Origin of the sequence: Porphyrobacter sp. TH134 (assembly GCF_002855495.1) — a bacterium.
Lineage (GTDB): Bacteria > Pseudomonadota > Alphaproteobacteria > Sphingomonadales > Sphingomonadaceae > Erythrobacter.
In genome coordinates, this window is the sequence record NZ_PKRO01000008.1 from 1 (window position 1) to 24,421 (window position 24,421).

A 24,421-nucleotide genomic window follows, 5' to 3' on the forward strand; every position below is an offset into this window, starting at 1 on the left:
CTCCCGGAAGACCATCCGCCGGGAAATCGATCAGGCCAAGGCGACACCTCGTAAAGCTGGATGTCGCCTTACGGCTCCTGTGAACTGTCCTTCAACAGCGAGAGCGCCTCCGGCATCGTTGTCGATGAACAGGTAAAGCTCCTGCACTCTCTCGGGGATCGCAACGAGGCCGAAGCGCTCGTTCCCAAGCGTTGCCCAGCAAGGGATGCTGAACAGTTGCATGGCTGACAGGGCGCTTTCGACACCTTCCGCGAGGCCGAGACGCCCCTCATCTGGCGACGCAAGTCTGACGGCGCCACAGCCAAGGCTTCCCAGCGCACGCTTCGGCCGATCGAAACCTGCCAACTTGCCGCTCGCAGTATCGAGAAACGTCCTGTGCACCGCTATTATGCCGATGTCAGTTGTGACGGCCGCCAACATGGCCGGGAGGAACTGGACTGCACCACGTGGTCCGAGCGGCGTGCGCTCGAGATAACGGAGCTGATCAGAGGCACGCAGAATCCCGCGCTGCGCGAGGTATCCTTCGGCAGGACTGTCGGAGATCGCCGTCGCCGAGTGCCACAAACGCCGCGCGTTGGAATTGAAGGCCCTTTTTTCCGGTCGATCAGCGGCCACGGCACCAGAGCCATCGAACAGGTCGCGGCTGCGAACACCCTGGCGGTCGAGTGCCGCAATGACCTCCTCGTTCGAGCATCCTGCGAAGCAATGAAACAGGATCGCTTTCCGACCCAGTGTCACGCTCAGCGAGGGGGTACGGTCGTCGTGTGCGGGGCAGCAGCACATACCCTTGTTCTGACGCCATGTTCCATTGAGGCTTTCGACGATCATGCGTGCGCGGCGATCAAGTTGATGAGCATTCATTTGTTGGGGCATCGACCCACTCCGTTTGATGTGCCCCTCCCGCGCAGCCTCCACTCTGCATGCGCGCCAACCGATTTCCCTCCGCGCTATGTTCTATATATGTTCTAAGATGAGTCGGCCATCGAGGATCGAGCAATGACCCCAAAAATCCTGTTCTTCGCCAGCGCCTGCATCACAACTGCGCTCACCTTCCCGGTCAGCGCGCAAGAAGAAGAGCGATCATCTGATCAGGAAGTATCCGGACATTCCGTTAGCGGCGTCCGCATCGCGGAGGCTTCCAACGGGTTCCAGCTGGTCGAACATGGACTATGGCGCACTCATAATGAGGCTACGCCCGCCAATTTCGATATCGGCGCTGCACCGCGCGACGACCTCTCGCGCCGCTATCAGCATGCCGCTGGAACCGGAACCACGAGCTTTCGGAGAGCGAGCTTTTTGCCACACGTCTATGCAGCCGAGGCAAAGTACGCCCTGCCCCCAGGCTTGCTCGACGCGCTCGTCTGGACAGAGTCCAGATACAATCCGTTGGCCGTCAGCCGTGTCGGAGCAGCGGGCCTCGGACAACTGATGCCGGCCACCGCCAGAGAGCTCGGCGTGGCCAATCGCTTCGATCCTGTTGCAAATATCGACGGTGCCGCCCGATATCTCCGGCAGATGCTGGATCGTTTCGGAGTGGTGCACCTCGCCTTGGCAGCCTACAACGCCGGGCCCGGAGCTGTTAGCAGAGCTGGCGGCATTCCGCGGAACGGCGAAACGCCAGCCTACGTGCGCAATGTGCTTCGACGATGGAAGCTTTAACAGAGGGACAATTGACGGTGAGCACCCAGCGGAAACGCATTTCAGGCCGACTGACAAAGGGCGCGCGAAGCCTCCTTCTCACGACTTCTGATGCGCAGACCTGGATCGTCGACGCGCTGGATGTGGACCAGACCCTCGTTGGCAAAAACGTCATCGTCGACGGCATTTCAACAGCGGCCGAGCGCATCAAGGCCGATTGGATCGGGTGCGCCTAGCGAGCGGGAAGCCCCAATAGCTTCGATGGCTCTGAAAAGCCTTCGAACAACATCTTCGCCCACGCCTCGGCGATTTCGCGGCGACGCTCAAGGAACGCCGCTCGATTGTAGGCACCCTCAGAGCCCGACACTCCCTCTGGAATGTGGGCAAGCATGAGATCTATCACCAACCTGTCGCTCGCCGTCCCGTTCCTCTCGGCCCATTCATTCATGATCGTGGAGAATGATGCCCGCCAGCCGTGCGGCACATGCCTGCCCTGATATCCGCAGCGGTTGTAGAAGTAGCTTAGCGTATTTTCGCTCATCGGAACTCGGGCGCTACGGTTACTCGGGAATACAAGGGGTCCCCGCCCGGTGAGCTGCTTGGCCGTCCGCAAGACAGCAACGGTCTCTGGCGCAAGTGGCACCAGATGATCGAACTTCTCGTCCTGCTTCAAGTCATTTGCCAGCTTCATGTGACCTGCCGGAACACGCCAAAGAGCCTCCGGGCACAGCCCGTCTCCATCCCAGTCGATGTTCTCGAACTCGCCCCATGCCATGCATCTGATGGCCCCCAGCCTCTGAGCCGTCAGTGCCGCGAAACGCGATGCGAGCTTTGTGAGCGGCGAGGCCAGTTCCGCCTCCGTTTTGCGGATCATGTCGTGAAGCGCTTCGATGCTCACAATTGCAGGCCGCTTGCGTCCGCGTGGCACTGGCTTGAGAGCTTTGCCCACTACAGCGGCCGGATCCCTCGCCGCGAGCCCTTCAGCAATCGCCTGAACGAAAACTGCTGATATACGTTGGCGTACGCGATGTGCCGTCTCGATGGCCCCTCGCTTTTCAATCTTCCTGAGCACGGAAAGCACAATTGGCTCATCAAGCTCGGCGATGGGCAAGGCGCCGATCCATGGAAACACCTCCTTTTCCAAGCTAGAGATTACGTCCCTTGCATGGACAGGCGTCCACCGATCTTCCTGAAGTGCAAACCAGTTGCGCGCCACAACCTCGAAAGTGTTCGACGCTGACATGGCTCGCGCAATGGCTGCCTTCTTTGCTTCGAGACCGGGATCCCTGCCTTCAGCAAGCAGCTTGCGAGCATCACACTTCCTCTCGCGCGCTTCCTTCAGCGACAATTCGGGATAGGCACCCAGGATCAGCCGTCGCTCTTTTCCGGCAAAACGATATTTGAGACGCCAGCTTCGACGGCCAGATTTGGCCACGAATAGATAGAGCCCTTCAGAATCGGAGAGCTTGTAATCCTTGTCCTTTGCCTTCGCTTGCCGGACTGCCATTTCGCTGAGCATCTGTGCCCCCAAAACTGCGTTTCGATGCCCCCAAAAATGCCCCCAATCTTTGCGGACGCATGCGGAAATATCGAAACAAATGCAGAACGATCTCTAGCACGAAATGGCTAAAAATCAAGGAAAACAGCCGTTTTTTGGACGCTTGTGGAAGGGTGACTGGCGGAGAGGGTGGGATTCGAACCCACGTTACCGTTGCCGGTAAACCGCATTTCGAGTGCGGCGCATTCGACCACTCTGCCACCTCTCCGCGAGGCCTGATGCGCCGATATGGGCCGCCAGGTCGAAGGGCGGCGGGCGACAGGAAGCGGCCCGTTAGACCAAGCCTTCACGCTTGCCAAGACCCGCGTGCGCACAAAATGCGGGCATATCGGTCAAACGCTGCCATCCTTGCGCTTGTTTTGCACCAATAATGGCCCATATTGCCGCTTATGGAACGTGCAGAGTTCTTTTCGAGCCAAGCCGGGCGGACCATCATCGCTCCGCGTCAGACCCGTGCCAGCTTTGGCATCGGCGATGTGGTGCGCCACCGCCTGTTTGCCTTTCGCGGCGTGGTGTTCGATATTGATCCGGTGTTTGCCAATTCGGAAGAATGGTATCAATCCATTCCCGAAGACCTGCGCCCTGCCCGCGAACAGCCGTTCTACCATCTGCTCGCGGAAAACGAGGATTCGTCCTACGTTGCCTATGTCAGCCAGGGCAACCTGATCGCCGATCCGCAAGGTGGCCCGGTTGAGCATCCCACGGTGCGCCAATTGTTCGACAGCTTCAAGGATGGGCGATACCGGATGCGGGCATCGCTCACACACTGACAACGCGATTGGGCTGTTGAAGCAGCGGTCGCGATAACCGCCGTGCCTGCAAACCCGGTCAGGTCTTGAGCTTCCATCCGCTTCGCAGCAGCCCGTATACGGCCGCTGCCAGCAACGCGTTGAGCACGAGCAGGCCTGCTGCTGCTGCGACAACCGCACCATCACCGCCGATATCGCTGGCCCCAAGGAAGCCGTAGCGAAAGCCGGAAATCACATAGAAGAACGGGTTAAGACGGCTGATCCACTGGAACACCGCGCCAAGATTATCGATCACGTAAAACGTGCCCGACAGCAACGAAAGCGGCGCGATGATGAAATTGGTGACGGCCGCATTGTGATCGAACTTCTCGGCCCAGATCGATGTCGCCAGCCCGATGACCGACAGCAGCAAGGCGCCCATCAGGCCGAACCAGATCACCGCCCAGGGATGCGCCAGCCCGAAGGAGACGCCGGGCCACAGCGCGATCGCCAGCGCCACCGCAAAACCCACCAGAACCGCCCGCGTCATTGCCGCAGCGATGATCCCACTCATCAACTCGCCCGGCGACAAAGGCGGCATCAGCAAGTCGATAATCGTCCCCTGCATTTTGCCCGACAGCAACGAGAAGCTGGAATTGGCAAAGGCGTTCTGCATCATCGCCATCACGATCAGGCCCGGTGCGACAAAGCTCGCAAAGGGCACACCCAGCACTTCGCGCCCGCCGCGCCCCAGTGCGACGGTAAAAATCACCAGAAACAGCAGCGTTGTGAAGGCTGGCGCCCAGATCGTTTGCGTCTGCACCTTGAGAAACCGGCGCACCTCCTTCATATAGAGCGCCAAGAGCCCAACACGATTGATCCCGGTAATGACGGGCTGGCCGCGCGGCGTGAACCGAACGGTCCCGCCGGTCTTGTCATCAACGGTCATTTCCGTCACGGGTACAGGATCAATCAAGGGAGTTGCAGAAGCGTGATCGGCCATAGCCTGCGGGCCTAGGCTGCACAGACGTTTCTGACAAGCATTCCGCCACCCGGCCAGGCGCCGGACACAGGAACAGGGTAACGATATGAGCTGGACGGACGAGCGCATCGGGACGCTCAAGAAAATGTGGGAAGGCGGCGCAACCGCCAGCGAAATCGCCACAGAACTTGGCGGGGTCAGCCGCAATGCGGTGATCGGCAAGGCGCACAGGCTGGGCTTGAAGGCCCGGCCGTCGCCGGTCAAAACGGGCGAAAAGAAAAAGCCTGCCGCCGCTCCTGCCAAGAAGCCGGCAGCGCCGCCGCCGCGCACTGCGGCTGAACCGCGCAGCGATCAGACCCAACGTGCCGCTGCTGCGGCCGAACCTGCCGAGCGCCCCGCACCCCGCCCGGCTGCCCCTGCCCCGCGTGTGGATGTGACCGCTGACAGCCCGGTCAATGCCAGCCCGTCGCAGCCGATTCCCGGGCCCGCTTCCGATCTTCCAAAGATTGTTTCGGTCGGACCCGGCGGCTTTCTGCGGCAAGGCCCGGGCGATCAGCAGGCGCCGATCCCGCCTGCTCCGCCGCGCCGTCTGGTGCCGGCCAAGCCGAGCGCCGAGATCGCCGGAAAGACCACTCTGCTCGATCTGTCGGAGAAGGTCTGCCGCTGGCCGATGGGCCACCCGGGCGAACCCGATTTCCACTTCTGCGGGCAACCGGTGAACCCGAGCTTCCCCTATTGCGTCGAGCATTGCGGCCGGGCCTATCAGGCCCAGTTGCCGCGCGGCGTCCGCCGTCCGCCGCCACCGCTGCCGTTTGGCGGCCCGCGCGTGCGCTGAGCGCCGCTGTTCGGCCTTCCGGCGGCACGTTGCAGCGCCTCAGGGCTTGCTCATTGCAGGTCGCTGGCCTTATGGCGGAGCCGGACGGACGGGAGCGGTAGCATGCGGGCCATCACCACTTGGCGCTTGGCAATCATTGCGGCTGGATCGCTGGCTGTTCCGCAGACCGCGCAAGCCGAACTTCCCGCCCCCGTCCGCGCTATGATCGACGCGGCGATCGCGACGGGCGACGAAGGCAAGGTGCGCGTCGTGAGCGAGCTGGCCCGCACAACCAACCCGGCCGATAGCGATGAGGTTGATGCGATCATCGCGAATTTCAACACCAGCCTCGCTGTCCGGCGGGCGGAGGCGGCCGCAGCCAAGGAAGCGCAGATCCGATCCGCTGGGCTGCTGGAAGGCTGGTCTGGCAAGGGCGAATTCGGCGCGTTCCAGGCAACCGGGAACTCGACCAATACCGGCCTCAGCACAGCGCTCACGGTTGACCGGCAGGGCATTGATTGGCGCCATAAACTGACCGGGCGGGTGGATTACCAGCGCGCAGGCGGCGTCACCACCCGCGAACAATACCTTGCCCGTTACGAGCCCAATTTCAACGTTTCCGACAATTTCTACGTCTATGCGCTGGCGCAATACGAACGCGACAAATTTCAGGGCTTTTCCGATCGCTATGCGGTATCGGGCGGCATCGGCTATCAGGCGCTCCAGCAAGACGATGTGCGCCTTTCCCTGAAAGCCGGGCCAGCGTACCGCGTCACGGCATTTACCGACGGGCGCAATGAAAGCCGGATTGCAGGCTTGATTGGCCTTGATTTTGACTGGAGCATAACGGACCGGCTGAAGCTGACGCAGGCGACCAACGCCGTGGCTGAAACAGGCGGAACAGCCGTCGCCATTATCGATGCGCGCAACACGTCGGTTGATCTCATCACCGGGCTCAATGCGACCATCAGCAGCAAGCTGTCGGCACGGTTTTCCTATGCCTTCGAATATGACAGCAACCCGCCACCGGGCGCGGTGCAGACCGATACGCTCAGCCGCGTGACGCTGATTTACGACTTCTGAGGCGAGGTCTTCTGGGCAAACCAGATGATGTGGTGTGCGCCCTTGTTATTCGGGCGGGAACGCACATTCCATTCGGTGATGGTCAGACCCGTATCGTAAAGCCGTTTGCGGAATGCCGGGTCTGGCCCCGCTGACCAGACCGCCAGAATGCCGCCGGGCTTCAATGCATCACGCGCCTTGGCAAGGCCGGTGCGCGAATAGATGCGGTTGTTGGCATCGCGCACGATCCCGTCCGGGCCGTTGTCGACATCGAGCAGGATCGCATCGAACTTGGCGCAGGTGCCATCGTTTGCATCGTCGATCAGCGCGGCAACATCGCAGATCTTGAGGTCGAGGCGCGGGTCTGCGAGGCCTTCCCCGGTCAAGGCTGCCATCGGCCCTTTGGCCCAATCGATGATCGCATCGGAAATCTCGGCGACCACAATCTGCGCCTTGGCTCCGAGCTTTGCCGCCGCCGCGCGGTAGGTGAAGCCCATGCCATAGCCGCCGATCAGGATGCGGGCATTGTCCTTGCCCAGCCGGTCGATGGTGAGATCGGCGAGTTGTTCTTCGGAGAACCGCATCCGGGTGCTCATCAGCTCGTTGCGCCCCATCACGATCATGAAGTGACCGGCATGGGTGTAGAGTTCGAGGGTGACGCCGTCCTCGATCTGGGTGGTGTCGATGAGTTCGCGTTGGAGCATCGGTGAGTCCTTCGAAACGCAAAACCCCTCCTCTTGAGAGGAGGGGCAGCGAGACCTGGTCCGGCACTTGCCGGGCCTAGTCGCAGCGGGGTGGTGCCTTGGAGCGCGACTCTGCGGCCCGCGCCACCACCCTCTACCCCCTCCTCTGAAGAGGAGGGGGAGGAGTACGCTCAATCCTTCAGGAAGTCGGGCAGACCAACCGGGCCGCTGTCGCGCGGGGCACGGTCGCCGCCGCCCGAACCGCCGCGGCCGCCGCGATCGCCGCCGCGCCCACCACGGTCACCACCGCCACGGGGCCCGCGACGATCACCGCCGCGGTCACCGCCACGGCCGCCTTCGCGCGGTTCACGCGCTTCGCGGGGCGGACGGGTGTCCTCCAGCTCGGCGCCGGTTTCCTGATCGACAACGCGCATCGACAGGCGAACCTTGCCGCGCGGGTCGATTTCGAGCACCTTGACCTTCACTTCCATGCCTTCGGAGACGACATCGGTGGGCTTTTCAACCCGCTCGTTGCGCATTTCCGAGACGTGGACGAGACCGTCCTTGCCGCCCATGAAGTTCACGAAGGCGCCGAAATCGACGATGTTGACGACCTTGCCGTTGTAGATCTTGCCGACTTCGGCTTCCTCGACGATGCCGAGGATCCACTTCTTCGCCGCTTCGATCTCATCGACGTTGCTGGACGAGATCTTGATCACGCCTTCATCATCGATGTCGACCTTGGCGCCGGTTTCGGCGACGATCTCGCGGATCACCTTGCCGCCGGTGCCGATCACGTCACGGATCTTCGACTTGTCGATCTGGATCGTCTCGATGCGCGGCGCGTGCTTGCTGACTTCGGTGCGGGCACCGGTCAGCGCCTTGGCCATCTCACCAAGGATGTGCTGACGGCCGGCCTTGGCCTGCTCCAGCGCCTTGGCCATGATTTCCTGCGTGATGCCGGCAACCTTGATGTCCATCTGCATCGTGGTGATGCCGTTTTCGGTCCCAGCAACCTTGAAGTCCATGTCGCCGAGGTGGTCTTCATCGCCCAGAATGTCCGACAGGACGGCGAATTCGTCACCTTCGAGGATCAGACCCATGGCGATGCCCGAAACCGGAGCCTTCACGGGCACGCCCGCGTCCATCATCGACAGACAGCCGCCGCACACAGTCGCCATCGAGGACGAGCCGTTCGACTCGGTGATGTCCGACAGCACGCGGATGGTGTAAGGGAAGTCTTCCTTGCTCGGCAGCACGGGGTTCAGCGCGCGCCAGGCGAGCTTGCCGTGACCGACTTCGCGGCGACCCGGCGCGCCGAAGCGGCCCACTTCACCGACCGAATAGGGCGGGAAGTTGTAGTGCAGCATGAAGCTCGAATAGCTCAGGCCTTCGAGCCCGTCGATCATCTGCTCGCTGTCCTTGGTGCCCAAGGTGGTGGTGCAGATCGCCTGGGTTTCGCCGCGGGTGAACAGCGACGAACCATGCGTGCGCGGCAGGAAGCCGACGATGGCTTCGATCGGACGCACCTGATCGAGCTTGCGGCCGTCGATGCGCTGGCCATCCTTGAGGATCGCGGTGCGCACGATTTCGGCTTCGAGCTTCTTCATCAGCTTGCCAGCGACCATCTGGGTCTGGCCGCCTTCATCCGCGAACGCCGCCTTGGCCTTGGCCCGGGCTTCGTTGAGCAGGTTCGAGCGCTGCGACTTGTCGGTGACCTTGTAGGCCGCCGCGATGTCGCCGCCGATGAGGTCCTTGAGCTTGGCCTTCATGTCGGCGGTGTTGTCGCTGGTGTCGACATCCCACGGATCCTTGGCGGCCTTCTCGGCCAATTCCACGATCGCGCCGATGACGTTGCGGATTTCATCATGTGCGAACATGACGGCGCCGAGCATCACTTCCTCGGTCAGTTCCTTGGCTTCGGATTCGACCATCATCACCGCGCCTTGCGTGGCGGCAACGACGAGGTCGAGCTGGCCTTCGGCAAGCGCCTTGTCCTGCTTCGGGTTGAGGACATATTCGCCATCAATGTAGCCGACGCGTGCAGCGCCGATCGGGCCCATGAAGGGCACGCCCGAGATGGTGAGTGCAGCCGAGGCCGCGATCATCGCGACGATATCGGCCTCAGTCTCGCCGTCGAACGACAGGACCTGCGCGATAACGTTGATTTCGTTGTAGAAACCTTCGGGGAACAGCGGGCGGATCGGACGGTCGATCAGGCGGCTGGTGAGCGTTTCCTTCTCGGTCGCGCCGCGTTCACGCTTGAAGAAGCCGCCGGGGATACGGCCGGCAGCCGAGAACTTTTCCTGATAGTGGACGGTGAGCGGGAAGAAGTCCTGCCCTTCTTTCACCGACTTGGCGGCGGTCACGGCGCACAGCACCACGGTTTCGCCATAGGTGGCCAGAACGGCGCCATCGGCCTGACGGGCAATACGCCCGGTTTCCAGAGTGAGGGTCTTTCCGCCCCACTCCAGCGATACGGTTTTCGTGTCGAACATTGGTTTTCCTTCTGACCCGCGCGGCCATATTGCCGGGCGGGGCCTCATGTGCCGGGGAAAGAACCGTCCCGGTCCGGTGCGGGGCGCTGGTTCGGCCCCAAGGTAGCAAGCCGGATGCCTGCTAGCCCCAAATGCAAGAAAGGCGGCCCTTGAGCCGCCCTTCCGCAAAACTCTTACTTACGCAGACCCAGCTTCTGGATCAGCGCGTTGTAGCGCTCGACATCCTTCTTCTTGAGATAGGCGAGCAGCGTGCGACGCTTGTTCACCATCATCAAGAGGCCGCGGCGCGAGTGGTTGTCCTTGTGGTGATCCTTGAAGTGCTCGGTCAGGTTACGGATGCGCTGCGTGAGGATCGCAACCTGCACTTCGGGGCTGCCGGTGTCCTTGGGATCACGGGCATTGTCAGCAATGATGGTCTGCTTAACTTCGGCGGTCACCGACATAGTACGTCTCTTTCTTACTCAGCGACATCGGGAAGGTTGAACCCCCGGACGACGGTGGCCGTCCCATCCGTGATTTCCATCAGCGCGACCGGGACAGCGCCCAGTTTCGCGAGATAAAGCCCAGATGATTGGGGCATGTCAGACAGCATCCGGCCCTGTCGGACCGCCTGCGCGCTTGTCTGATCGAGGTGGAGGGCCGGGATGTCGTCCAGCCCTGCCTCTAACGGCAGGAGGAGGTGTTCAAGGCCTCGGCCCTTAGCGGTTTCGTCCAACAAGTCCAGCGAAATCGCCTGTGCCTGCGTGAACGGGCCAGCCTTGGTGCGGTGCAGATAGGTGACGTGTCCGCAAGTGCCAAGCGCATAGGCGATGTCGCGCGCAAGGCTGCGGATATAGGTGCCTTTGGAGACGTGGGCGGTGAGGGTGATCTCATTCAGTAATTCGTCACCCTGAACTTGTTTCAGGGTCCATCCCCCGTCGCGCTCCGCCGGTGCCTGCGGAGAGATGGATGCTGAAACAAGTTCAGCATGACGGAGGAGAAGAGAGTGAATGGTCACCGCCCTCGCCTTCAGTTCCACCACCTCCCCCGCCCGGGCAAGATCATAGGCGCGCTGGCCGCCGACTTTCAGCGCGGAATAGGCAGGCGGCACCTGCTCGATGGGACCAGTGAAGCGCGCCAGCACCGCTTCAACATCCGCGAGCGCAGGGCGCACATCGCTGGTCGCCACCACTTCACCCTCGGTATCGAGGGTCGATGTCTCCGCGCCGAACTGCACCGTGAATACATAGATCTTGTCGCTATCCAGCATCCGTCCGGCGAGCTTGGTCGCCTCCCCCAAGGCAATCGGCAGCACGCCTTGCGCCAACGGATCGAGCGTCCCGCCGTGCCCGACCTTGGTCTTGGCATAGCCGTTCTGGCGCAGCACGCGCTTGACGGCGCTCACGCCTTGCGTGCTGCCCATGCCCTTCGGCTTGTCGAGGATCAACCATCCGGAAAGCGGCGCACTCATCCGCTCAGAGCCTCAGAGAAATGCCGGCGGCACAGCGCCACATAGCGATCATTTCCGCCGATCTCGGTCTGCTGGCCCTGCCGCACCGCCGCGCCGCTGGCATCGACGCGCAGGTTCATCGTCGCCTTGCGACCGCAGTGGCACACCGCCTTCAGTTCCACCAAGGCATCGGCAATCCCCAGCAGCACCGCCGATCCCGGGAACAGCTCCCCCTGAAAATCGGTGCGCAAGCCGTAACACAGCACCGGAATGCCGCCCTCGTCGGCCAGTCGCGCCAATTGCCACACTTGATCGGCGGTGAGGAACTGCGCCTCGTCCACCATCACGCAATCGAGCGGTTGCACCTTATGCGCCGCGCTGATCGCTGCCCAGAGGTCGGTGCCGGGCGCAAACTTGTGTGCCTCGCTCTCCAGCCCGATGCGGCTTTTCACCTGCCCGTCCGAACGGCTGTCAAGCGCAGCTGTCCAAAGCATCGTCGCCATCCCGCGCTCGCGGTAGTTGAAATCCGCCTGCAAGAGATGCGAGCTTTTGCCGGCGTTCATGCTGGCGTAGTAGAAGTACAGCTTGGCCATAGCGCCCGACTAGCTGTTCACCGCTCTCAGAGCGAGACAGGGGTGAACCTTTTGCCCGGCTGAAGCGTAGTGAAAAGACAATGACCACCCCCGCTGCCTGCATCCGGATAATCCTGCGGCCGCTACTGGCCATTATTGCCCTTGCCTGTCTCAGCGGTAACTCGGCGAGCGTACCGCTACGCTATACGCTGGACACGACGGCCAGCTCCGTCTCGGCCAAGGTGCCGTTCTTCGGCCTTGCCAGCAAATCGGCGCGCTTTCCGCGGATGCAGGGCGCGGTTACGATCGTGCCGGGCGCACCGGAACAGGCGGTGATCAATGTGACCTTCGATGCGACCGCCATTGAGGCGCCTGACAGCGTCACGCTCGCCCGGTTGAGGAGCGACAAGTTCTTCTGGGTGGAAAAATATCCCTCGATCCGGTTCATAGGCCGCTCGCTCAAACTTTCGAGCACGACGCGCGGGACCGTTAGCGGCGAGTTGACCGCCCGCGGCGTCACCCGTCCGGCGACACTGGCGGTGACCTTCGATGCCGATCCGATCGCGCAGGCCGGAAAGCCGGTGAGCTTCAACGGTACCACCACCATCGACCGGCGGCAGTTCGGGATGAAGGCGTATCAGCTGATCGTGGGCAACAAGGTGGACATTACGCTGAAGGCGCGAATGATCCCACGTTAGGCGCTATTCTTCCTCGTCATCGCCAAGATCGCGGACAACCTTGGGATCGCGCAGCAGGGCTTCGATCCGGTCGGCCTCGGCAAAGCTTTCATCCTTGCGGAACTTGAGCTTGGGCGCGAATTTCAGGCCGAGCCGCTGGGCGACTTCGCGTTGGAGGAAGGCAGTGTTCTGGCGCAGGGCAAGGACCACCTCGTCCTCGCCCGCGCCCATCAGCGGCTTCACGTAAGCGGTCGCATGGCGCAGATCGGGGGTCATGCGCACCTCGGTGACCGAGATATGCGCTGCGCGCACGACATCGTCATGCACCTCGCCGCGCGCGAGCAGTTCCGACAGGATATGCCGCACCCGCTCGCCTACCTTGAGGACACGGACCGATTGCTGTTCGGCGGTGAAAGGGGCTTTGGCCATTATTCCATCCCCGTGCTGGTCGGCGTCGGACGCGGGGTCGGAATCGCGGTCGAGGTCGAGCGCGCGTACAGCGTCCCATCCTCTGCCAGCAATTCGCCTTCGAGGAAGACGACGCGCCGGCCGCCCTTCACCACCCGGCCCTTGCCGATGATCGTGGCGCCTTCGGGGATCAGACGAATAAGGCTCATCGCAATGTCGAGATTGAGCGGCGCCATCTCGCCGCCGGTCGCCGCGACATAGGCATAGCCCATCACATCATCGAGACAGCCTGCAACCAGGCCCCCCTGCACGCCGCCGCGCCAGGTGGTCATTTCGCGCTTTACGGTAAAGCGCATGGTCGCGGTCTGGGTGTCTGCATCCCAGCTCACGAATTGCGAGCCGAGCAGCGCCGTATGCGGCGACTGCCCGGCATCGTCTGGGTAGTGTGCGTCGTGAAGGCTCACAGGGTCCGCTCACGCTCCTCGACCGAGAAGACTTCGAGCATGTCGCCGGCCTTGATGTCGTTGGTGTCCTGCAACACCACGCCACATTCCAGACCGGTGCGCACTTCGTCGACATCGTCCTTGAAGCGTCGCAGCGAGTGGATCTTGGTCGCCGAGACAATGACGTCCTGACGTGTGAGACGGGCGAACAGGCCCTTGCGAATCGCGCCTTCCAGCACCAGCAGACCAGCCGCCTTGTCCTTCTTGCCCGCCGGGAACACCTGCTTGACCTCGGCACGCCCGACCACGGTTTCGATCCGCTCCGGCCCAAGCTCGCCGGCCATTTCCTTGGCGATGGCATCGGTCAGGTGATAAATGACGTCGTAATACATCATCCGCACATTGTCCCGCTTGAGCAGGTCGCGCGCCTTGGCATTGGGACGCACGTTGAAGCCGATGATCGGCGCCTTCGAGGCCCCGGCCAGCGTCACATCGCTTTCCGTGATCGCGCCCACGCCCGCGCTCAGCACCCGCACCTTGATCTCGTCGTTCGAGAGATTGTGGAGCGCATTGACGATCGCTTCGACGCTGCCCTGCACGTCCGCACGCACCACCACCGGGAATTCGATGACGTTGGAGGACAGGCTGCTGAACATCGTGTCGAAATTGGTCGGGGCCAGCGCTGTGCGCTTTTCCGTCGCGATTTCCTGACGATACTTCGCAACTTCGCGGGCGCGCTGTTCGTTTTCGACCACGGTGAGATGGTCCCCTGCCGAAGGCACGCCGCCAAGGCCGAGCACTTCGACCGGCATCGACGGGCCAGCTTCCTTGAGCTGCTGACCCTTGTCGTCGACGATCGCACGCACCTTACCGCTCTGCGTGCCGACCACGAAGGTATCGCCGCGCTTCAGCGTCCCGCGGGTCACCAGCACGGTCGCAACCGGCCCGCGGCCCTTGTCGAGCTGGGCTTCGATCACGGTCGCCTCGGCATCGCGGTCAGGCCGGGCCTTCAACTCGAGCAGTTCGGCCTGAAGTCCGATCGCCTCGATCAGCTGGTCGAGGCCCGCACCCGTCTTGGCCGAAACCTCGACATCCTGCACGTCGCCCGACATCGCCTCGACCACGATTTCGTGTTCGAGCAGACGTTCGCGGATCTTTTGCGGGTTGAACTCCGCCTTGTCCGACTTGGTGATCGCCACGATCATCGGCACGCCGGCGGCCTTGGTGTGGTTGATCGCCTCGATCGTCTGCGGCATCAGCCCGTCATCGCCTGCGACCACCAGAATGACGATGTCGGTGACATTGGCACCGCGCATCCGCATTTCGGTGAAGGCCGCGTGGCCGGGCGTATCGAGGAAGGTGATCTTCTGCTTGCCCTTGGTGGTGATCTGGTAGGCGCCGATGTGCTGGGTGATACCCCCGGCCTCGCCTTTCACGACATCCGTGCCGCGCAGAGCATCCAGCAGGCTGGTCTTCCCGTGATCGACGTGGCCCATGATCGTGACCACTGGCGGACGCTCCACCAGCGTGTCTTCAGGATCCATGTCCTCGCTGTTGTCGATATCGACATCGCTGGCGGACACGCGGGTGATGTTGTGGCCGAATTCCTCGACCAGCAGTTCCGCCGTATCCTGATCGATGGTCTGGTTGACCGTGACCATCATGCCCAGATTGAACAGCGCCTTGACCAGATCCGCGCCCTTCTCGGCCATACGGTTGGCGAGTTCGCTGACGGTGATCGCTTCTGGCACGACCACATCGCGGACCTGCTTTTCGCGCGGCTTCGACGGGCCGCCCTGACCGCGGCGTTCCTTTTCACGCGCACGCTTCAATGCGGCGAGGCTGCGCGCACGGCGGCCTTCGTCCTCGTTCAAGGCGCGCGTGACAGTCAGCTTGCCTGAACGGCGAGCGTCCTTGCCTTCGTCAATCGGGGCGGCGCGCTTGTCATCCTTCTTCTTGGCTTTGACCTCCACGGGCCGCTTGGGCTCGGGCCGCTCGACCGGCGTGAACCGACGGGCAGCCGGAACAGCGTCAGTCTTGGCAGCCGGGGCGACAGGCGCTTCTTCCGCCGCTGACGTTTCGGCTGGCGCGGGCGCAGGTTCGGCAGCAGCGGGCTCCGGCGCAGAAGCAACCTCAGCGCGCTGACGCTCGGCCTCTTCCTGGGCCCGGCGGTTTTCCTCCGCCCGGCGGCGCTCTTCCTCTTCGGCACGCTGGCGTTCCTCATCTTCGCGCTTGCGCGCTTCTTCAGCCATCCGCAGCCGCTCTTCCTCGGCTTCGAGCTGAAGCCGCTTCACGCGCTCTTGCGGCGTTTCGCCAGCTGGCGCGGGACGGACAGCGCGCGGCGGCGGGGCGGCCGGACGCGGCGCTTCAGCCACAGGCGCCGGAGCGGGCGGCGGCGGGGCGGGCGTAGGCGGCGGCGGTGCGGCCGCTTCCGTGCCAGGCTTGCCGAGCACACGGCGACGCTTCACCTCGACCACCACCTTGTTGGTGCGGCCATGGCTGAAGGTCTGCTTGACCTCGCCCGCATCCACCGAGCGCTTGAGGCCCAGGGGTTTGCGAGTGCGCTGGTTGTCGTTGTCGTCGCTCATTATAGCTCGTTAGTCCTTCACGTATTCATCAATAATCGCCGATCGGCCGTGCGGCTGATCGGTGTCGCCGGAAGTGTCCCGGCCTGTTTCCTTGGTCTCGCTCGCGCGGTCACCCCCGGCATATTGCACCAGCCGGGACACCGCCTGAAGCACGCGGTCTGCCGCGCGCATGTCGCCAGGATGCCCGGCAACGCCCAGGTGAACCACATTGTCGCGGCCCAATGCCACAGACAGCGCGGTGCGGTCCAGTGGCAAGGTCTGCCCCCGCAGGCCAGAGCCTTCGGCATCGGTGCCAACCCGCCACGCCTGATCGAGCTTGCGCCGCCCATCCTCGCTGCTGTCCGAGGCGTGCAGCAGGATCGCGATCCGGCCGCTGCGCGCCTGTTCCTCGATCCGGGCCGAACCCATCACGATATTGCCGCTGCGCAGTTCCAGCCCCAGCCGATCACACAAATGCCGCACCAACGCCGCTTGGACCCGGTCGGGAAGATCGTCAGGGATGGTCAGCGGCGCGCCCTTGAAGGCACGCATCAGCGCCTTCCTGAGATGACCCTCTGCCAACGCAGTTTCAAGCGCGCTGCGATCCACCCCGATCCAAGCGCCGCGACCCGGAGCCTTGGCAGCAACATCGGGGAGCACCAGGCCGTCCGGCGAAATTGCCAGACGCACCAAGCCATCCCGCGGGGCGCTTTCGCCAGCCAGGATACAGCGCCGCTCGCTCCCCGCAGCTGCGGAAAGCACCGGCTCAGCGATGTCGGACGTCAGGCGCTCATTGGGTGGAGTCCGCATGGGCGGCCTCCTCGGTCGGCCCGGACGAATCCTCGTCTTCGAACCAGTGCGCACGCGCGGCCATGATGATTTCGTTGCCCTGCTCTTCGCTGAGGCCATATTCGCCCAGCACACCGCCCTTGTCGGTTTCGCGCTGCGGACGGCGCTGCGGCGGGCCATCGGTGTTGTTCCGGCGGCGCGGCGCTTCGCGCTTCTTGGCGATCAGCTCGTCGGTGGCCAGATCGGCCAGATCGTCGAGCGTCTTGATTCCCGCCTTGCCGAGCGTGACCAGCATCGCTTCAGTCAGATGCGGGATTTCGGCCAGCGCATCTTCGACGCCAAGCCCGCGGCGGACTTCGCGATGGCCAGCTTCCTGCCGTTCAAGCGCTTCCAACGCACGGCTTTGGAGTTCTTCGGCGAGATCCTCGTCAAAGCCTTCGATCGTCGCGAGTTCGCCCAAGTCCACGTAAGCCACTTCGACCAGCTCGGCGAAGCCTTCGGCCACCAGCAGCTGCGAGAGGGTTTCGTCGACGTCGAGTTCTTCCTCGAACATCTTGGAACGTTCGGCGAATTCCTTCGACCGCTTTTCCGAGGCTTCTTCCTCGGTCATGATATCAATCTGGTGACCGGTGAGCTGGCTCGCCAGACGCACGTTCTGGCCGCGGCGACCGATGGCGAGGCTGAGCTGATCGTCCGGCACCACCACTTCGATACGGCCATCGTCTTCATCCAGAACAACGCGGCTGACAGTGGCGGGCTGGAGCGCGTTGACCACGAAGGTCGCGGTGTCTTCCGACCAGGGGATGATGTCGATCTTTTCGCCCTGCAATTCCTGCACGACGGCCTGCACGCGGCTGCCCTTCATGCCGACGCATGCGCCGACCGGGTCGATGGAGGAATCGCGGCTGATCACGCCGATCTTGGCACGGCTGCCCGGGTCACGGGCGGCGGCCTTGATCTCGATGATGTTGTCGTAGATTTCGGGGACTTCCTGCGCGAACAGCTTCTTCATGAAGTCGGGGTGCGCGCGGCTGAGGAAGATCTGCGGGCCGCGATTGTTGCGTTCCACCTTGGCGATGAGCGCTCGCACGCGCTCGCCGGTGCGGGCGGCTTCGCGGGGGATCTGCTGATCGCGGCGGATCACACCCTCGGCGCGGCCCAAGTTGACGATCACGTGGCCGAATTCGACCGACTTGATGACGCCGGTGATGACTTCGCCCTGACGGTCCTTGAACTCTTCGTACTGACGCTCACGCTCGGCATCGCGGACCTTCTGGAAGATCACCTGCTTGGCGGACTGCGCATCGATGCGGCCGAGATCGACCGGCGGCAGCGGATCGACGATGAAGTCACCCACCTTGGCGCCCGGCTGGAGCTTTTCGCCCTGCTTCAGATCGACCTGCTTGAAGTAGTCTTCAACTTCCTCGACCACTTCGACCACGCGCCACAGCGTCAGATCGCCGGTCAGCGGATCGAGCTTGGCGCGGATGTCGTTTTCCGCGCCGTAGCGGTTACGCGCGGATTTCTGGATCGCTTCTTCCATCGCCTCGATGACGATCGACTTGTCGATCATCTTTTCCGAGGCAACCGCGTTGGCGATCGCAAGCAGTTCGGCCTTGTTGGCGGAAATGGCACTCATCAGTCGTCTGCCTTCTCTGTATCTTCTTCGATGAGTTCGTCAGCACCGCTGGCATCCAGCGGGCGGGTGGCGGCAATCAGCGCGTCGGTAAGGACGAGCTTGGCCGTGTGGATTTGCGCGCGAGGCAGGCGCACATCGCCCGCCTTCACTTCCTTGACGAGGATCATACCATCCTCAAGCCCGCCAAGCACGCCTTTGTTGACGCGCTGACCTTCGAAGCTCTTGTCCATGACCACGCGCACTTCGTGCCCCGCCCAGTTGGCGAAGTCCTTGTCGCGGGTGAGCGGACGGTCGATGCCGGGCGAGCTGACTTCAAGGTGGTAGGCACCTTCGATAAGCACCTCGCCCGCTTCTTCAGCAGCGTCGATGACGTCTGAAACCCTGCGCGAAAGGGCCGCGCACTGGTCAATCACCAACTGCCCGGTCGCGGGGTCTTCAGCCATGATCTGCAAGGCCATGCCGCCATCACCAGCTTCGGACGGAAGCATCGCCACGCGCACCAGTTCAAAACCCAGGGCGGCTGCCTCGGGTTCGATCAACTGGGTCAGGCGCGCGATATCAGCCATTCATGCTCCGTTCGAATCGGGATTGCAGAAACAGGTTTGCGGGCCGGCCCCCGAAGGCGCCAGCATCCAAACCTTGTCGTCACAATGCCGGGATTGGCGGAGCAGTTAGTCGCTGGCACCGGATTTGGCAAGAGCGAACAATCCGTCAGCCCTACTGACCAATCAGATCAGTCGGCCATCATCATCGCCGGTCACCCACTTGCGGGCCGTCTCGATCATGGCGCGGCGTTCGCGCTCTTCGAAGGTTTCGTGATAGCGACGGGTTTCAAGCACGATCTCATCCGTCAGTGGCTCATCGAAAACCAGCGCATTGAGCCCGAATTCGCTCCGGGTAACCAGCACAAAGTGATTGATCACCCCGCACCGCAACATGGCCCCCTCGCCCACCCGCACCGAATCAAGGATCGCCACCTGAGCGCCAGAGCGTGACAGGTTTAACAGGATGCATGTGTGCGCCTTATCAACCGCGACCAATTGCGCGGGCAAACTAAGCCTGAGCCGCGGGGCCGAGCGCCGGCCGACCGGCATCGCAGCCGGTATGTGACCGTTCGACTTCGTATCCGGCCTTTCCTGCCCGCCCCGCACGCGATCATCCACCGGCGCGCCGGCTACCTGCGCCGCCTCTGCCCCGGTCATGAAGGCACGCTCGCCTAGGGATGCATCAGCAGATCTCGGAAATGCCGGAAAACTGCGCGAAAGCCGTGGCCGCATATCAGCCTCGCCTCAATTTGGCAGTCGTTAGCCGCAGCGCGCCGCATCGGCTGCCAAGCCCAGCAATGAAACTTCTGCAAAGCAATGCCATGATCGTATCGCCGTTTCGGAATGCCGCCACGCAATAATCAAAAAGGCTTACGGATCTGTTAGGACGGCAATCCGTCCTGCCCCTCCATCAAGGCGTGCTTGCGGATACAGTGGCGCAACTGATCGTAGGTCAGGCCAAGCGCGCGGGCCGTCTGACGCTGGTTCCAGCGGTGCTTGCCGAGCGCATGAGCAAGGATCGCTCGTTCGTGTGCATCAACGGCCGAGCGCAGATCCTCGATGCTGTCGAAACCGGCAGCCGGCAGCGACGGCGCGACAGTTGCAGGAGCATGGCCGGACGCAGCTGATGCGCCGGTGCGGCGGTGTTCTGGAGGGCGCGGACGCCACGGGCTGTCGAAGGGGTCGAATTGGACATGGGCAATCGCTTTTTCCGCATCGGCCCAGCGATAGACTGCACGCTCCACCACATTGCGCAACTCGCGCACATTGCCGGGCCAGGGGTGATCCTCCAGCGCATCCATCACGTGCGGAGCAAAGCCCGGCCAGCGCTCCCAATCGAGTTCGGCTGCCATGCGCCGCCCGAAATATTCGGCCAGCACGCCAATATCCCCCTCACGCACACGCAAGGGCGGCAGGGTAATCACCTCGAAACTGAGGCGGTCGAGCAGGTCGGCGCGGAATTCGCCCGCGGCCGCCAGGGCAGGCAGATCATCATTGGTCGCCGCCACAATCCGCACATCGACACGGATCGGGCGCGAGGCGCCGATGCGGGTAATCTCGCCATATTCGACCGCGCGCAGCAGCCGTTCCTGCGCGCCCATCGACAAGGTGCCCAACTCGTCGAGAAACAGCGTGCCGCGGTCCGCTTCCTCGAACCGCCCCGTGCGGGTCTTGGTCGCACCGGTAAAGGCGCCGGCTTCGTGCCCGAACAATTCGGCTTCGATCAGCGTTTCGGGGAGCGCTGCACAGTTCATGGTGACCAGCGGCTCGTCCCAGCGGGTCGAGAGGCGGTGCAGACGTTCGGCGATCAGTTCCTTGCCCGTCCCGCGCTCGCCAATCACCAGCACCGGGCGGTTCATCGCCGCAGCCCGGCTGGCACGCTCGACCGCGTCCAGAAAGGCGCCGGATTGGCCGATGAACTGGCTTTCGAGCTTCATTTCCAAACTATAGTGAAAATCCCCAATGCTTGGCAATAGAGGCCAATCGCCAGAAGCGATCCTGCATCAAAAATGGCAGATTTCTGCCATTCCGCGAGTTTGGCACAGCCGTTGCAGGATACACGGCAACACCACGGACACCATCTCGGAGGCCCACAATGATCAACCGCAACGCCGCCAACAGCAGCTTCTGGAGCTCCAAGCTCGGACATGCCGCGATTGCCAGCATCGCCGCCATGACGATGATGATCGCACTGTCCTCGCAGATCCAGCCGGGCGCGGCCCATGCCTCCCCGATTGCCTATCCCGCCAGCGAAGCTGGCGCGATGACCGAGATTGCCTGACGTGGGCGATCCCTTTGACCCCCTCGGGCCGGAGCGCCCCAAGCAGGATGTCCCCCCTGCCAACGCTGCCGGCGACGCGCAACCCACACGCGCCGCTGCGAACAGCGATGCTCCGGCCCAACCTTCGCGTTTGCTGTCTGCGTCCCGGCTGTCGCGGCTCGATGAAGAAATCGAAGCCTTGCGTCGCAACCCGGGGACGGCGCAGTCTCGGCGCACCACTGACAACCCGCAGAGCGACCGAGTCGCGCCGCTCGACCGGGTCAATTCGTTTCTCGATGGAGTAGCCTTCATGGGCATTTTCAGCCGCACCCGCGATATTATCGCGGCCAATTTCAACGAGATGCTCGACAAGGCCGATGACCCGTCGAAGATGATCCGGATGATCATCCTCGAAATGGAGGAAACGCTGGTCGAAGTTCGCGCCAGCGCGGCGCGCACGATTGCCGACCAGAAGGAAATGCACCGCCACTGCATGAAGCTGGACCGGCTCCAGGCCGACTGGGGCGAAAAGGCGCAGCTGGCGCTGAGCAAGGACCGCGAAGACCTCGCCCGCGCGGCGCTGGTCGAAAAGAAGAAGGCCAGCGACATGGCCGACCAGCTGAAAAGCGAAATCGCGGTGCTTGATGATGCCTTGCGCGCTTACGAGGAAGACATCGCCAAGTTGCAGCACCGTCTGCGTGAAGCCCGCAGCCGCCAGACCGCGATCGCCGCGCGCCTCGAAAGCGCCGAGAACCGCGTCAAGCTGCGCACGCTGATGAGCACGGAACGCACCGACGAAGCGCTCGCCCGGTTCGACCAACTGGAACGCCGGGTCGATTACGCCGAAGGCCGCGCCGACGCCTTGCAGATCGCAGAAGGCAAGACCCCGTCGCTCGCCGATGAAATTGCAGCGCTCGCCGGTTCGGACGCGATTGATGATGAATTGGAAGCCATGAAGAAGGCGCTCGGCAAAGACGCGCCGCAACGGGGAGAATAAGCCATGGATTTCGGAAGCGAGATATTTGTCGTCCCGGCAATCTTCATCGGCCTGCCCTGGGTGATCATGCACTACATCACCAAGTGGAAGACCGCCGCCACGATCACCAGTGATGACGAGGTGCTGCTCGAAGAGCTCTACAACCTCGCTAAGCGCCTTGATGAGCGGATGGATACGGTCGAGCGTCTGGTGGCCACTGACGATCCGGGCTTCACCCCTGCCCGACGCCTCATCGCCGATCACGAGAAAGACAACCTGCAACTGCGCGAACTCGAAGCGCTGATCGCCGAGAAGAAAGGAACCCGCGCATGAACAGCCCTCGCACCACGCTGTACCGCGACAAGCACAATGCCAAACTGATGGGCGTGTGTTCCGGTATCGCCGATTACACCGGGATTCATGTATTCTGGATCCGATTGGCGGCGGTAGGCCTGACCTTCATGTCGGGCGGTCCGCTCATCATCGCCTACTTCATCGCCGGGTTCCTGCTCAACAAGAAGCCGCCGCACCTTTACCGCGACGAAAGCGAGCAGAAGTACTGGCAGGGCGTCCGCCAAAGCCCCAAGCGCACCGCCCGCGAAATCCGCGCCAGTTTTCGCGACGTTGATCGCCGGCTGGCGGCGGTGGAAGCCCATTACGTCAGCAGCAATCCGCGCTTGACCGCCGAAATCGAGCGGCTGCGCTAAGACCAACGCACACGCAACAGGGACCAAGACAATGGGCGAATTGATCGGACTGGCAGCGGTTGTGATGATCTTCGGAATACCCTTGCTGGGGATTTGGACGTCGCATCAGCAGAAAATTGCCAAGCTCCAAGTCGAGAGCACGGCGGAGCATACCGCCGAAAAGGCAGCGCAATATGCGACCCATATCCAGCGGCTCGAAGATCGGGTGCAGGTGCTCGAACGCATCGTTACCGACCGCGGTTATGACATTGCCACCCAGATCGAAGCCCTGCGCGACACGCGACGGGTTGACGGCGACGCCGGCGTGACGCTCGGCCTTGAAGAGAAGGAGCGCGTGTGATGGAACCCGCTGACTTTCTCCCCTTTCTCGGCTGGATCATTGCCGGCGCCTTCACCCTGGGCGCGGGCGGAATCCTCGCCTCGTTCCAGACCACCCGCATGAAGATCAAGAACGGCTATCCGCTGGAAGGCATGTGGGGCCAGTCCCTGAAGCCCGGTTCGGACAAGCAGACCGCCCAGCGCGTAACGCTGCTGACGCAGGAAAATGCCGAACTGCGCGCAGAGCTTGGGGCGATCAAGGACCGGCTTGCCAATGTCGAGCGCATCGTCACGGACGGCGGCTATCACCTTGGCGCCGAAATCGATGCGCTGCGCGACCGGGCGCTGTCGAACCTTACCGACCGGCAGAAGGCGTAATGACCAGCTGGGCCATCGTCGCGCTGGTCGCCATCGTCATCTGGGGGGTGGTCGAATCCATCCGGCTGCGCGCTGGCAGCAATACCAGGGTAGACGTCACCGAGCGGTTGGACCCGCGCAATGAAGCGGACGGCCGCGCCGAACTGGAAGCCGCGCGGCGCGAACTGACCGAATTGAAGGACCGGGTGAAGGTGCTCGAACGCATCGCCACCGACGCGAACAGCAGCGATGCCCGCGAACAGGCGCGGATCGCGGCCGAAATCGAAGCATTGCGGGCTGTGCCTGTGCCGCCGCTCGCGCCCAAGAAGGAACAGAGCGAATGATGACGCCCCTTCTCGATCCCACGCTGGTGCTGACCGGCGGCAGTGTGATCGGCCTTGTGATCGTTGCTGCTGCGCTGCTGCGGGCCTGGCAGGGTTGGCTCGAACTGAAGCGCGAGGAGCTGAGCCGTACGCCCGCACACCATGGTGTGGACGAACGATCCGGTCTTGGTACAGCCCGGATCGAGCTGTCCGACCTCAAGGAACGTATCCGCAAGCTGGAAGCCATCGCCAGCGGGGTCGAGCTATGAGCGCCGCACGCAACACCGCCACACAGGCCGGCATCGGGCTTGGCAGCGCGATCGCGGTGGCGATCAGCTGGAGCCTGCACAAGTCGATCATCTGGGCGATCGTCCACGGATTCTTCGGCTGGTTTTATGTGATCTGGCACGCCTTCACCCGGCCGGGCGGGTTGAGCGGCTAAAACCCC

At 62.8% G+C, this 24,421-nt stretch carries 32 protein-coding genes and 1 tRNA gene; 16 read left to right on the forward strand and 17 right to left on the reverse strand.

Features of this window, described 5'->3' with window-relative positions:
* Positions 1 to 30 precede the first annotated feature (30 nt).
* Positions 31 to 873, reverse strand: a complete 843-nt coding sequence (locus C0V72_RS05365) for a DUF7146 domain-containing protein (protein ID WP_233999792.1) — start codon at positions 871 to 873, stop codon at positions 31 to 33.
* Positions 874 to 996: 123 nt separating this feature from the next.
* On the opposite strand from C0V72_RS05365, the gene C0V72_RS05370 reads away from it, so the two are divergent.
* A complete protein-coding gene (locus C0V72_RS05370) occupies positions 997 to 1,659 on the forward strand; it encodes a lytic transglycosylase domain-containing protein (RefSeq protein WP_101792200.1) in 663 nt (220 codons plus the stop codon).
* A gap of 17 nt (positions 1,660 to 1,676) precedes the next feature.
* The gene (locus C0V72_RS05375) at positions 1,677 to 1,874 is read left to right on the forward strand and encodes a DUF5818 domain-containing protein (RefSeq protein ID WP_143704533.1); all 198 of its coding nucleotides are present in this window, start codon (positions 1,677 to 1,679) and stop codon (positions 1,872 to 1,874) included.
* Here the strand turns inward: C0V72_RS05375 and C0V72_RS05380 are convergent.
* On the reverse strand, positions 1,871 to 3,157 hold the full coding sequence (locus C0V72_RS05380) for a tyrosine-type recombinase/integrase (protein WP_101792202.1): 1,287 nt from the start codon (positions 3,155 to 3,157) through the stop codon (positions 1,871 to 1,873). The genes C0V72_RS05375 and C0V72_RS05380 overlap by 4 nt on opposite strands.
* A gap of 157 nt (positions 3,158 to 3,314) precedes the next feature.
* A tRNA-Ser gene (locus tag C0V72_RS05385) sits at positions 3,315 to 3,404 on the reverse strand.
* Positions 3,405 to 3,585: 181 nt separating this feature from the next.
* Between C0V72_RS05385 and hspQ the strand changes: the two genes are divergently transcribed.
* Positions 3,586 to 3,966, forward strand: coding sequence for a heat shock protein HspQ (gene hspQ / locus C0V72_RS05390; RefSeq protein WP_101792203.1), 381 nt, complete (start codon positions 3,586 to 3,588; stop codon positions 3,964 to 3,966).
* Positions 3,967 to 4,024: 58 nt separating this feature from the next.
* Here the strand turns inward: hspQ and C0V72_RS05395 are convergent, their stop codons facing one another.
* Positions 4,025 to 4,873, reverse strand: coding sequence for an ABC transporter permease (locus C0V72_RS05395; protein ID WP_101792280.1), 849 nt, complete (start codon positions 4,871 to 4,873; stop codon positions 4,025 to 4,027).
* 139 nt (positions 4,874 to 5,012) lie between these two features.
* On the opposite strand from C0V72_RS05395, the gene C0V72_RS05400 reads away from it, so the two are divergent.
* Both C0V72_RS05400 and C0V72_RS05405 read left to right on the forward strand, forming a co-directional pair.
* On the forward strand, positions 5,013 to 5,741 hold the full coding sequence (locus C0V72_RS05400) for a GcrA family cell cycle regulator (protein ID WP_101792204.1): 729 nt from the start codon (positions 5,013 to 5,015) through the stop codon (positions 5,739 to 5,741).
* 102 nt (positions 5,742 to 5,843) lie between these two features.
* Complete coding sequence (locus C0V72_RS05405) at positions 5,844 to 6,803, forward strand: DUF481 domain-containing protein (protein WP_101792205.1); 960 nt, start codon at positions 5,844 to 5,846, stop codon at positions 6,801 to 6,803.
* Here C0V72_RS05405 and C0V72_RS05410 read toward each other — a convergent pair.
* The 5 genes from C0V72_RS05410 to C0V72_RS05430 all read right to left on the reverse strand — a co-directional run bounded on the left by C0V72_RS05410 (position 6,791) and on the right by C0V72_RS05430 (position 11,985).
* Positions 6,791 to 7,486 carry a spermidine synthase gene (locus tag C0V72_RS05410; RefSeq protein ID WP_101792206.1) on the reverse strand — a complete coding sequence of 232 codons (696 nt, stop codon included), beginning with the start codon at positions 7,484 to 7,486 and terminating at the stop codon, positions 6,791 to 6,793. The genes C0V72_RS05405 and C0V72_RS05410 overlap by 13 nt on opposite strands.
* A 170-nt stretch (positions 7,487 to 7,656) precedes the next feature.
* Positions 7,657 to 9,963, reverse strand: coding sequence for a polyribonucleotide nucleotidyltransferase (gene pnp / locus C0V72_RS05415; RefSeq protein ID WP_101792207.1), 2,307 nt, complete (start codon positions 9,961 to 9,963; stop codon positions 7,657 to 7,659).
* A 173-nt stretch (positions 9,964 to 10,136) separates the two neighbouring features.
* A complete protein-coding gene (gene rpsO, locus C0V72_RS05420) occupies positions 10,137 to 10,406 on the reverse strand; it encodes a 30S ribosomal protein S15 (protein WP_086608857.1) in 270 nt (89 codons plus the stop codon).
* Between the two features lie 14 nt (positions 10,407 to 10,420).
* On the reverse strand, positions 10,421 to 11,413 hold the full coding sequence (gene truB / locus C0V72_RS05425) for a tRNA pseudouridine(55) synthase TruB (protein WP_101792208.1): 993 nt from the start codon (positions 11,411 to 11,413) through the stop codon (positions 10,421 to 10,423).
* The gene (locus tag C0V72_RS05430; protein WP_101792209.1) at positions 11,410 to 11,985 is read right to left on the reverse strand and encodes a thymidine kinase; all 576 of its coding nucleotides are present in this window, start codon (positions 11,983 to 11,985) and stop codon (positions 11,410 to 11,412) included. Before C0V72_RS05430 ends, truB begins: the two co-directional genes overlap by 4 nt.
* Before the next feature lie 80 nt (positions 11,986 to 12,065).
* Here C0V72_RS05430 and C0V72_RS05435 point away from each other — a divergent pair, with 80 nt between their 5' ends.
* On the forward strand, positions 12,066 to 12,662 hold the full coding sequence (locus tag C0V72_RS05435) for a YceI family protein (RefSeq protein ID WP_101792210.1): 597 nt from the start codon (positions 12,066 to 12,068) through the stop codon (positions 12,660 to 12,662).
* 3 nt (positions 12,663 to 12,665) lie between these two features.
* On the opposite strand, the gene rbfA is transcribed toward C0V72_RS05435, so the two are convergent.
* The 7 genes from rbfA to C0V72_RS05470 all read right to left on the reverse strand — a co-directional run bounded on the left by rbfA (position 12,666) and on the right by C0V72_RS05470 (position 19,689).
* Entirely contained in the window at positions 12,666 to 13,070 is a 405-nt protein-coding gene (rbfA, locus tag C0V72_RS05440; protein ID WP_101792211.1) for a 30S ribosome-binding factor RbfA, read from the reverse strand.
* Positions 13,070 to 13,513 (reverse strand): PaaI family thioesterase, encoded by a 444-nt coding sequence (locus tag C0V72_RS05445; protein ID WP_101792212.1) that lies wholly within the window; start codon positions 13,511 to 13,513, stop codon positions 13,070 to 13,072. Before C0V72_RS05445 ends, rbfA begins: the two co-directional genes overlap by 1 nt.
* The gene (gene infB, locus C0V72_RS05450) at positions 13,510 to 16,080 is read right to left on the reverse strand and encodes a translation initiation factor IF-2 (protein ID WP_101792213.1); all 2,571 of its coding nucleotides are present in this window, start codon (positions 16,078 to 16,080) and stop codon (positions 13,510 to 13,512) included. Before infB ends, C0V72_RS05445 begins: the two co-directional genes overlap by 4 nt.
* 9 nt (positions 16,081 to 16,089) lie before the next feature.
* Positions 16,090 to 16,869 (reverse strand): DUF448 domain-containing protein, encoded by a 780-nt coding sequence (locus C0V72_RS05455; RefSeq protein ID WP_101792214.1) that lies wholly within the window; start codon positions 16,867 to 16,869, stop codon positions 16,090 to 16,092.
* Entirely contained in the window at positions 16,850 to 18,490 is a 1,641-nt protein-coding gene (gene nusA, locus C0V72_RS05460) for a transcription termination factor NusA (RefSeq protein ID WP_101792215.1), read from the reverse strand. The genes C0V72_RS05455 and nusA overlap by 20 nt, the downstream gene beginning before the upstream one ends.
* Positions 18,487 to 19,053 carry a ribosome maturation protein RimP gene (rimP, locus tag C0V72_RS05465; protein ID WP_101792216.1) on the reverse strand — a complete coding sequence of 189 codons (567 nt, stop codon included), beginning with the start codon at positions 19,051 to 19,053 and terminating at the stop codon, positions 18,487 to 18,489. Before rimP ends, nusA begins: the two co-directional genes overlap by 4 nt.
* A gap of 162 nt (positions 19,054 to 19,215) precedes the next feature.
* Entirely contained in the window at positions 19,216 to 19,689 is a 474-nt protein-coding gene (locus C0V72_RS05470; RefSeq protein WP_101792217.1) for a PilZ domain-containing protein, read from the reverse strand.
* 20 nt (positions 19,690 to 19,709) lie between these two features.
* Between C0V72_RS05470 and C0V72_RS05475 the strand changes: the two genes are divergently transcribed.
* Complete coding sequence (locus C0V72_RS05475; protein ID WP_101792218.1) at positions 19,710 to 19,892, forward strand: hypothetical protein; 183 nt, start codon at positions 19,710 to 19,712, stop codon at positions 19,890 to 19,892.
* Between the two features lie 21 nt (positions 19,893 to 19,913).
* Here C0V72_RS05475 and pspF read toward each other — a convergent pair whose 3' ends face one another.
* Positions 19,914 to 20,969, reverse strand: a complete 1,056-nt coding sequence (gene pspF, locus C0V72_RS05480) for a phage shock protein operon transcriptional activator (protein WP_101792219.1) — start codon at positions 20,967 to 20,969, stop codon at positions 19,914 to 19,916.
* A gap of 158 nt (positions 20,970 to 21,127) precedes the next feature.
* Here pspF and C0V72_RS05485 point away from each other — a divergent pair, with 158 nt between their 5' ends.
* The 9 genes from C0V72_RS05485 to C0V72_RS16355 all read left to right on the forward strand — a co-directional run bounded on the left by C0V72_RS05485 (position 21,128) and on the right by C0V72_RS16355 (position 24,415).
* A complete protein-coding gene (locus C0V72_RS05485) occupies positions 21,128 to 21,313 on the forward strand; it encodes a hypothetical protein (RefSeq protein WP_101792220.1) in 186 nt (61 codons plus the stop codon).
* A gap of 130 nt (positions 21,314 to 21,443) precedes the next feature.
* Complete coding sequence (gene pspA, locus C0V72_RS05490; protein ID WP_442792555.1) at positions 21,444 to 22,289, forward strand: phage shock protein PspA; 846 nt, start codon at positions 21,444 to 21,446, stop codon at positions 22,287 to 22,289.
* Between the two features lie 3 nt (positions 22,290 to 22,292).
* Entirely contained in the window at positions 22,293 to 22,601 is a 309-nt protein-coding gene (pspB, locus tag C0V72_RS05495) for an envelope stress response membrane protein PspB (RefSeq protein WP_101792221.1), read from the forward strand.
* Positions 22,598 to 22,975 carry an envelope stress response membrane protein PspC gene (gene pspC, locus C0V72_RS05500; protein ID WP_101792222.1) on the forward strand — a complete coding sequence of 126 codons (378 nt, stop codon included), beginning with the start codon at positions 22,598 to 22,600 and terminating at the stop codon, positions 22,973 to 22,975. Before pspB ends, pspC begins: the two co-directional genes overlap by 4 nt.
* Positions 22,976 to 23,006: 31 nt before the next feature.
* Complete coding sequence (locus C0V72_RS05505; RefSeq protein WP_101792223.1) at positions 23,007 to 23,315, forward strand: hypothetical protein; 309 nt, start codon at positions 23,007 to 23,009, stop codon at positions 23,313 to 23,315.
* Positions 23,315 to 23,671, forward strand: a complete 357-nt coding sequence (locus C0V72_RS05510) for a hypothetical protein (RefSeq protein WP_101792224.1) — start codon at positions 23,315 to 23,317, stop codon at positions 23,669 to 23,671. The genes C0V72_RS05505 and C0V72_RS05510 overlap by 1 nt, the downstream gene beginning before the upstream one ends.
* A complete protein-coding gene (locus C0V72_RS05515) occupies positions 23,671 to 23,994 on the forward strand; it encodes a hypothetical protein (protein WP_101792225.1) in 324 nt (107 codons plus the stop codon). The genes C0V72_RS05510 and C0V72_RS05515 overlap by 1 nt, the downstream gene beginning before the upstream one ends.
* The gene (locus tag C0V72_RS05520) at positions 23,991 to 24,242 is read left to right on the forward strand and encodes a hypothetical protein (protein ID WP_101792226.1); all 252 of its coding nucleotides are present in this window, start codon (positions 23,991 to 23,993) and stop codon (positions 24,240 to 24,242) included. The genes C0V72_RS05515 and C0V72_RS05520 overlap by 4 nt, the downstream gene beginning before the upstream one ends.
* A complete protein-coding gene (locus tag C0V72_RS16355; protein ID WP_172438920.1) occupies positions 24,239 to 24,415 on the forward strand; it encodes a hypothetical protein in 177 nt (58 codons plus the stop codon). Before C0V72_RS05520 ends, C0V72_RS16355 begins: the two co-directional genes overlap by 4 nt.
* Positions 24,416 to 24,421 lie beyond the last annotated feature (6 nt).

Coding starts and splice junctions, on each gene's coding strand:
- C0V72_RS05455 (WP_101792214.1), bottom strand. CDS start 16,869: ATGCGGACTCCACCCAATGAGCGCCTGACGTCCGACATCGCTGAGCCG.
- C0V72_RS16355 (WP_172438920.1), top strand. CDS start 24,239: ATGAGCGCCGCACGCAACACCGCCACACAGGCCGGCATCGGGCTTGGC.
- C0V72_RS05505 (WP_101792223.1), top strand. CDS start 23,007: ATGGGCGAATTGATCGGACTGGCAGCGGTTGTGATGATCTTCGGAATA.
- C0V72_RS05515 (WP_101792225.1), top strand. CDS start 23,671: ATGACCAGCTGGGCCATCGTCGCGCTGGTCGCCATCGTCATCTGGGGG.
- rpsO (WP_086608857.1), bottom strand. CDS start 10,406: ATGTCGGTGACCGCCGAAGTTAAGCAGACCATCATTGCTGACAATGCC.
- C0V72_RS05400 (WP_101792204.1), top strand. CDS start 5,013: ATGAGCTGGACGGACGAGCGCATCGGGACGCTCAAGAAAATGTGGGAA.
- rbfA (WP_101792211.1), bottom strand. CDS start 13,070: ATGGCCAAAGCCCCTTTCACCGCCGAACAGCAATCGGTCCGTGTCCTC.
- C0V72_RS05395 (WP_101792280.1), bottom strand. CDS start 4,873: ATGACCGTTGATGACAAGACCGGCGGGACCGTTCGGTTCACGCCGCGC.
- C0V72_RS05510 (WP_101792224.1), top strand. CDS start 23,315: ATGGAACCCGCTGACTTTCTCCCCTTTCTCGGCTGGATCATTGCCGGC.
- C0V72_RS05470 (WP_101792217.1), bottom strand. CDS start 19,689: ATGACCGGGGCAGAGGCGGCGCAGGTAGCCGGCGCGCCGGTGGATGAT.
- C0V72_RS05365 (WP_233999792.1), bottom strand. CDS start 873: ATGCCCCAACAAATGAATGCTCATCAACTTGATCGCCGCGCACGCATG.
- C0V72_RS05485 (WP_101792220.1), top strand. CDS start 21,128: ATGATCAACCGCAACGCCGCCAACAGCAGCTTCTGGAGCTCCAAGCTC.
- C0V72_RS05520 (WP_101792226.1), top strand. CDS start 23,991: ATGATGACGCCCCTTCTCGATCCCACGCTGGTGCTGACCGGCGGCAGT.
- infB (WP_101792213.1), bottom strand. CDS start 16,080: ATGAGCGACGACAACGACAACCAGCGCACTCGCAAACCCCTGGGCCTC.
- pspB (WP_101792221.1), top strand. CDS start 22,293: ATGGATTTCGGAAGCGAGATATTTGTCGTCCCGGCAATCTTCATCGGC.
- C0V72_RS05410 (WP_101792206.1), bottom strand. CDS start 7,486: ATGCTCCAACGCGAACTCATCGACACCACCCAGATCGAGGACGGCGTC.
- truB (WP_101792208.1), bottom strand. CDS start 11,413: ATGAGTGCGCCGCTTTCCGGATGGTTGATCCTCGACAAGCCGAAGGGC.
- pnp (WP_101792207.1), bottom strand. CDS start 9,963: ATGTTCGACACGAAAACCGTATCGCTGGAGTGGGGCGGAAAGACCCTC.
- C0V72_RS05380 (WP_101792202.1), bottom strand. CDS start 3,157: ATGCTCAGCGAAATGGCAGTCCGGCAAGCGAAGGCAAAGGACAAGGAT.
- C0V72_RS05475 (WP_101792218.1), top strand. CDS start 19,710: ATGCATCAGCAGATCTCGGAAATGCCGGAAAACTGCGCGAAAGCCGTG.
- C0V72_RS05435 (WP_101792210.1), top strand. CDS start 12,066: ATGACCACCCCCGCTGCCTGCATCCGGATAATCCTGCGGCCGCTACTG.
- hspQ (WP_101792203.1), top strand. CDS start 3,586: ATGGAACGTGCAGAGTTCTTTTCGAGCCAAGCCGGGCGGACCATCATC.
- C0V72_RS05405 (WP_101792205.1), top strand. CDS start 5,844: ATGCGGGCCATCACCACTTGGCGCTTGGCAATCATTGCGGCTGGATCG.
- C0V72_RS05370 (WP_101792200.1), top strand. CDS start 997: ATGACCCCAAAAATCCTGTTCTTCGCCAGCGCCTGCATCACAACTGCG.
- pspF (WP_101792219.1), bottom strand. CDS start 20,969: ATGAAGCTCGAAAGCCAGTTCATCGGCCAATCCGGCGCCTTTCTGGAC.
- rimP (WP_101792216.1), bottom strand. CDS start 19,053: ATGGCTGATATCGCGCGCCTGACCCAGTTGATCGAACCCGAGGCAGCC.
- pspC (WP_101792222.1), top strand. CDS start 22,598: ATGAACAGCCCTCGCACCACGCTGTACCGCGACAAGCACAATGCCAAA.
- C0V72_RS05430 (WP_101792209.1), bottom strand. CDS start 11,985: ATGGCCAAGCTGTACTTCTACTACGCCAGCATGAACGCCGGCAAAAGC.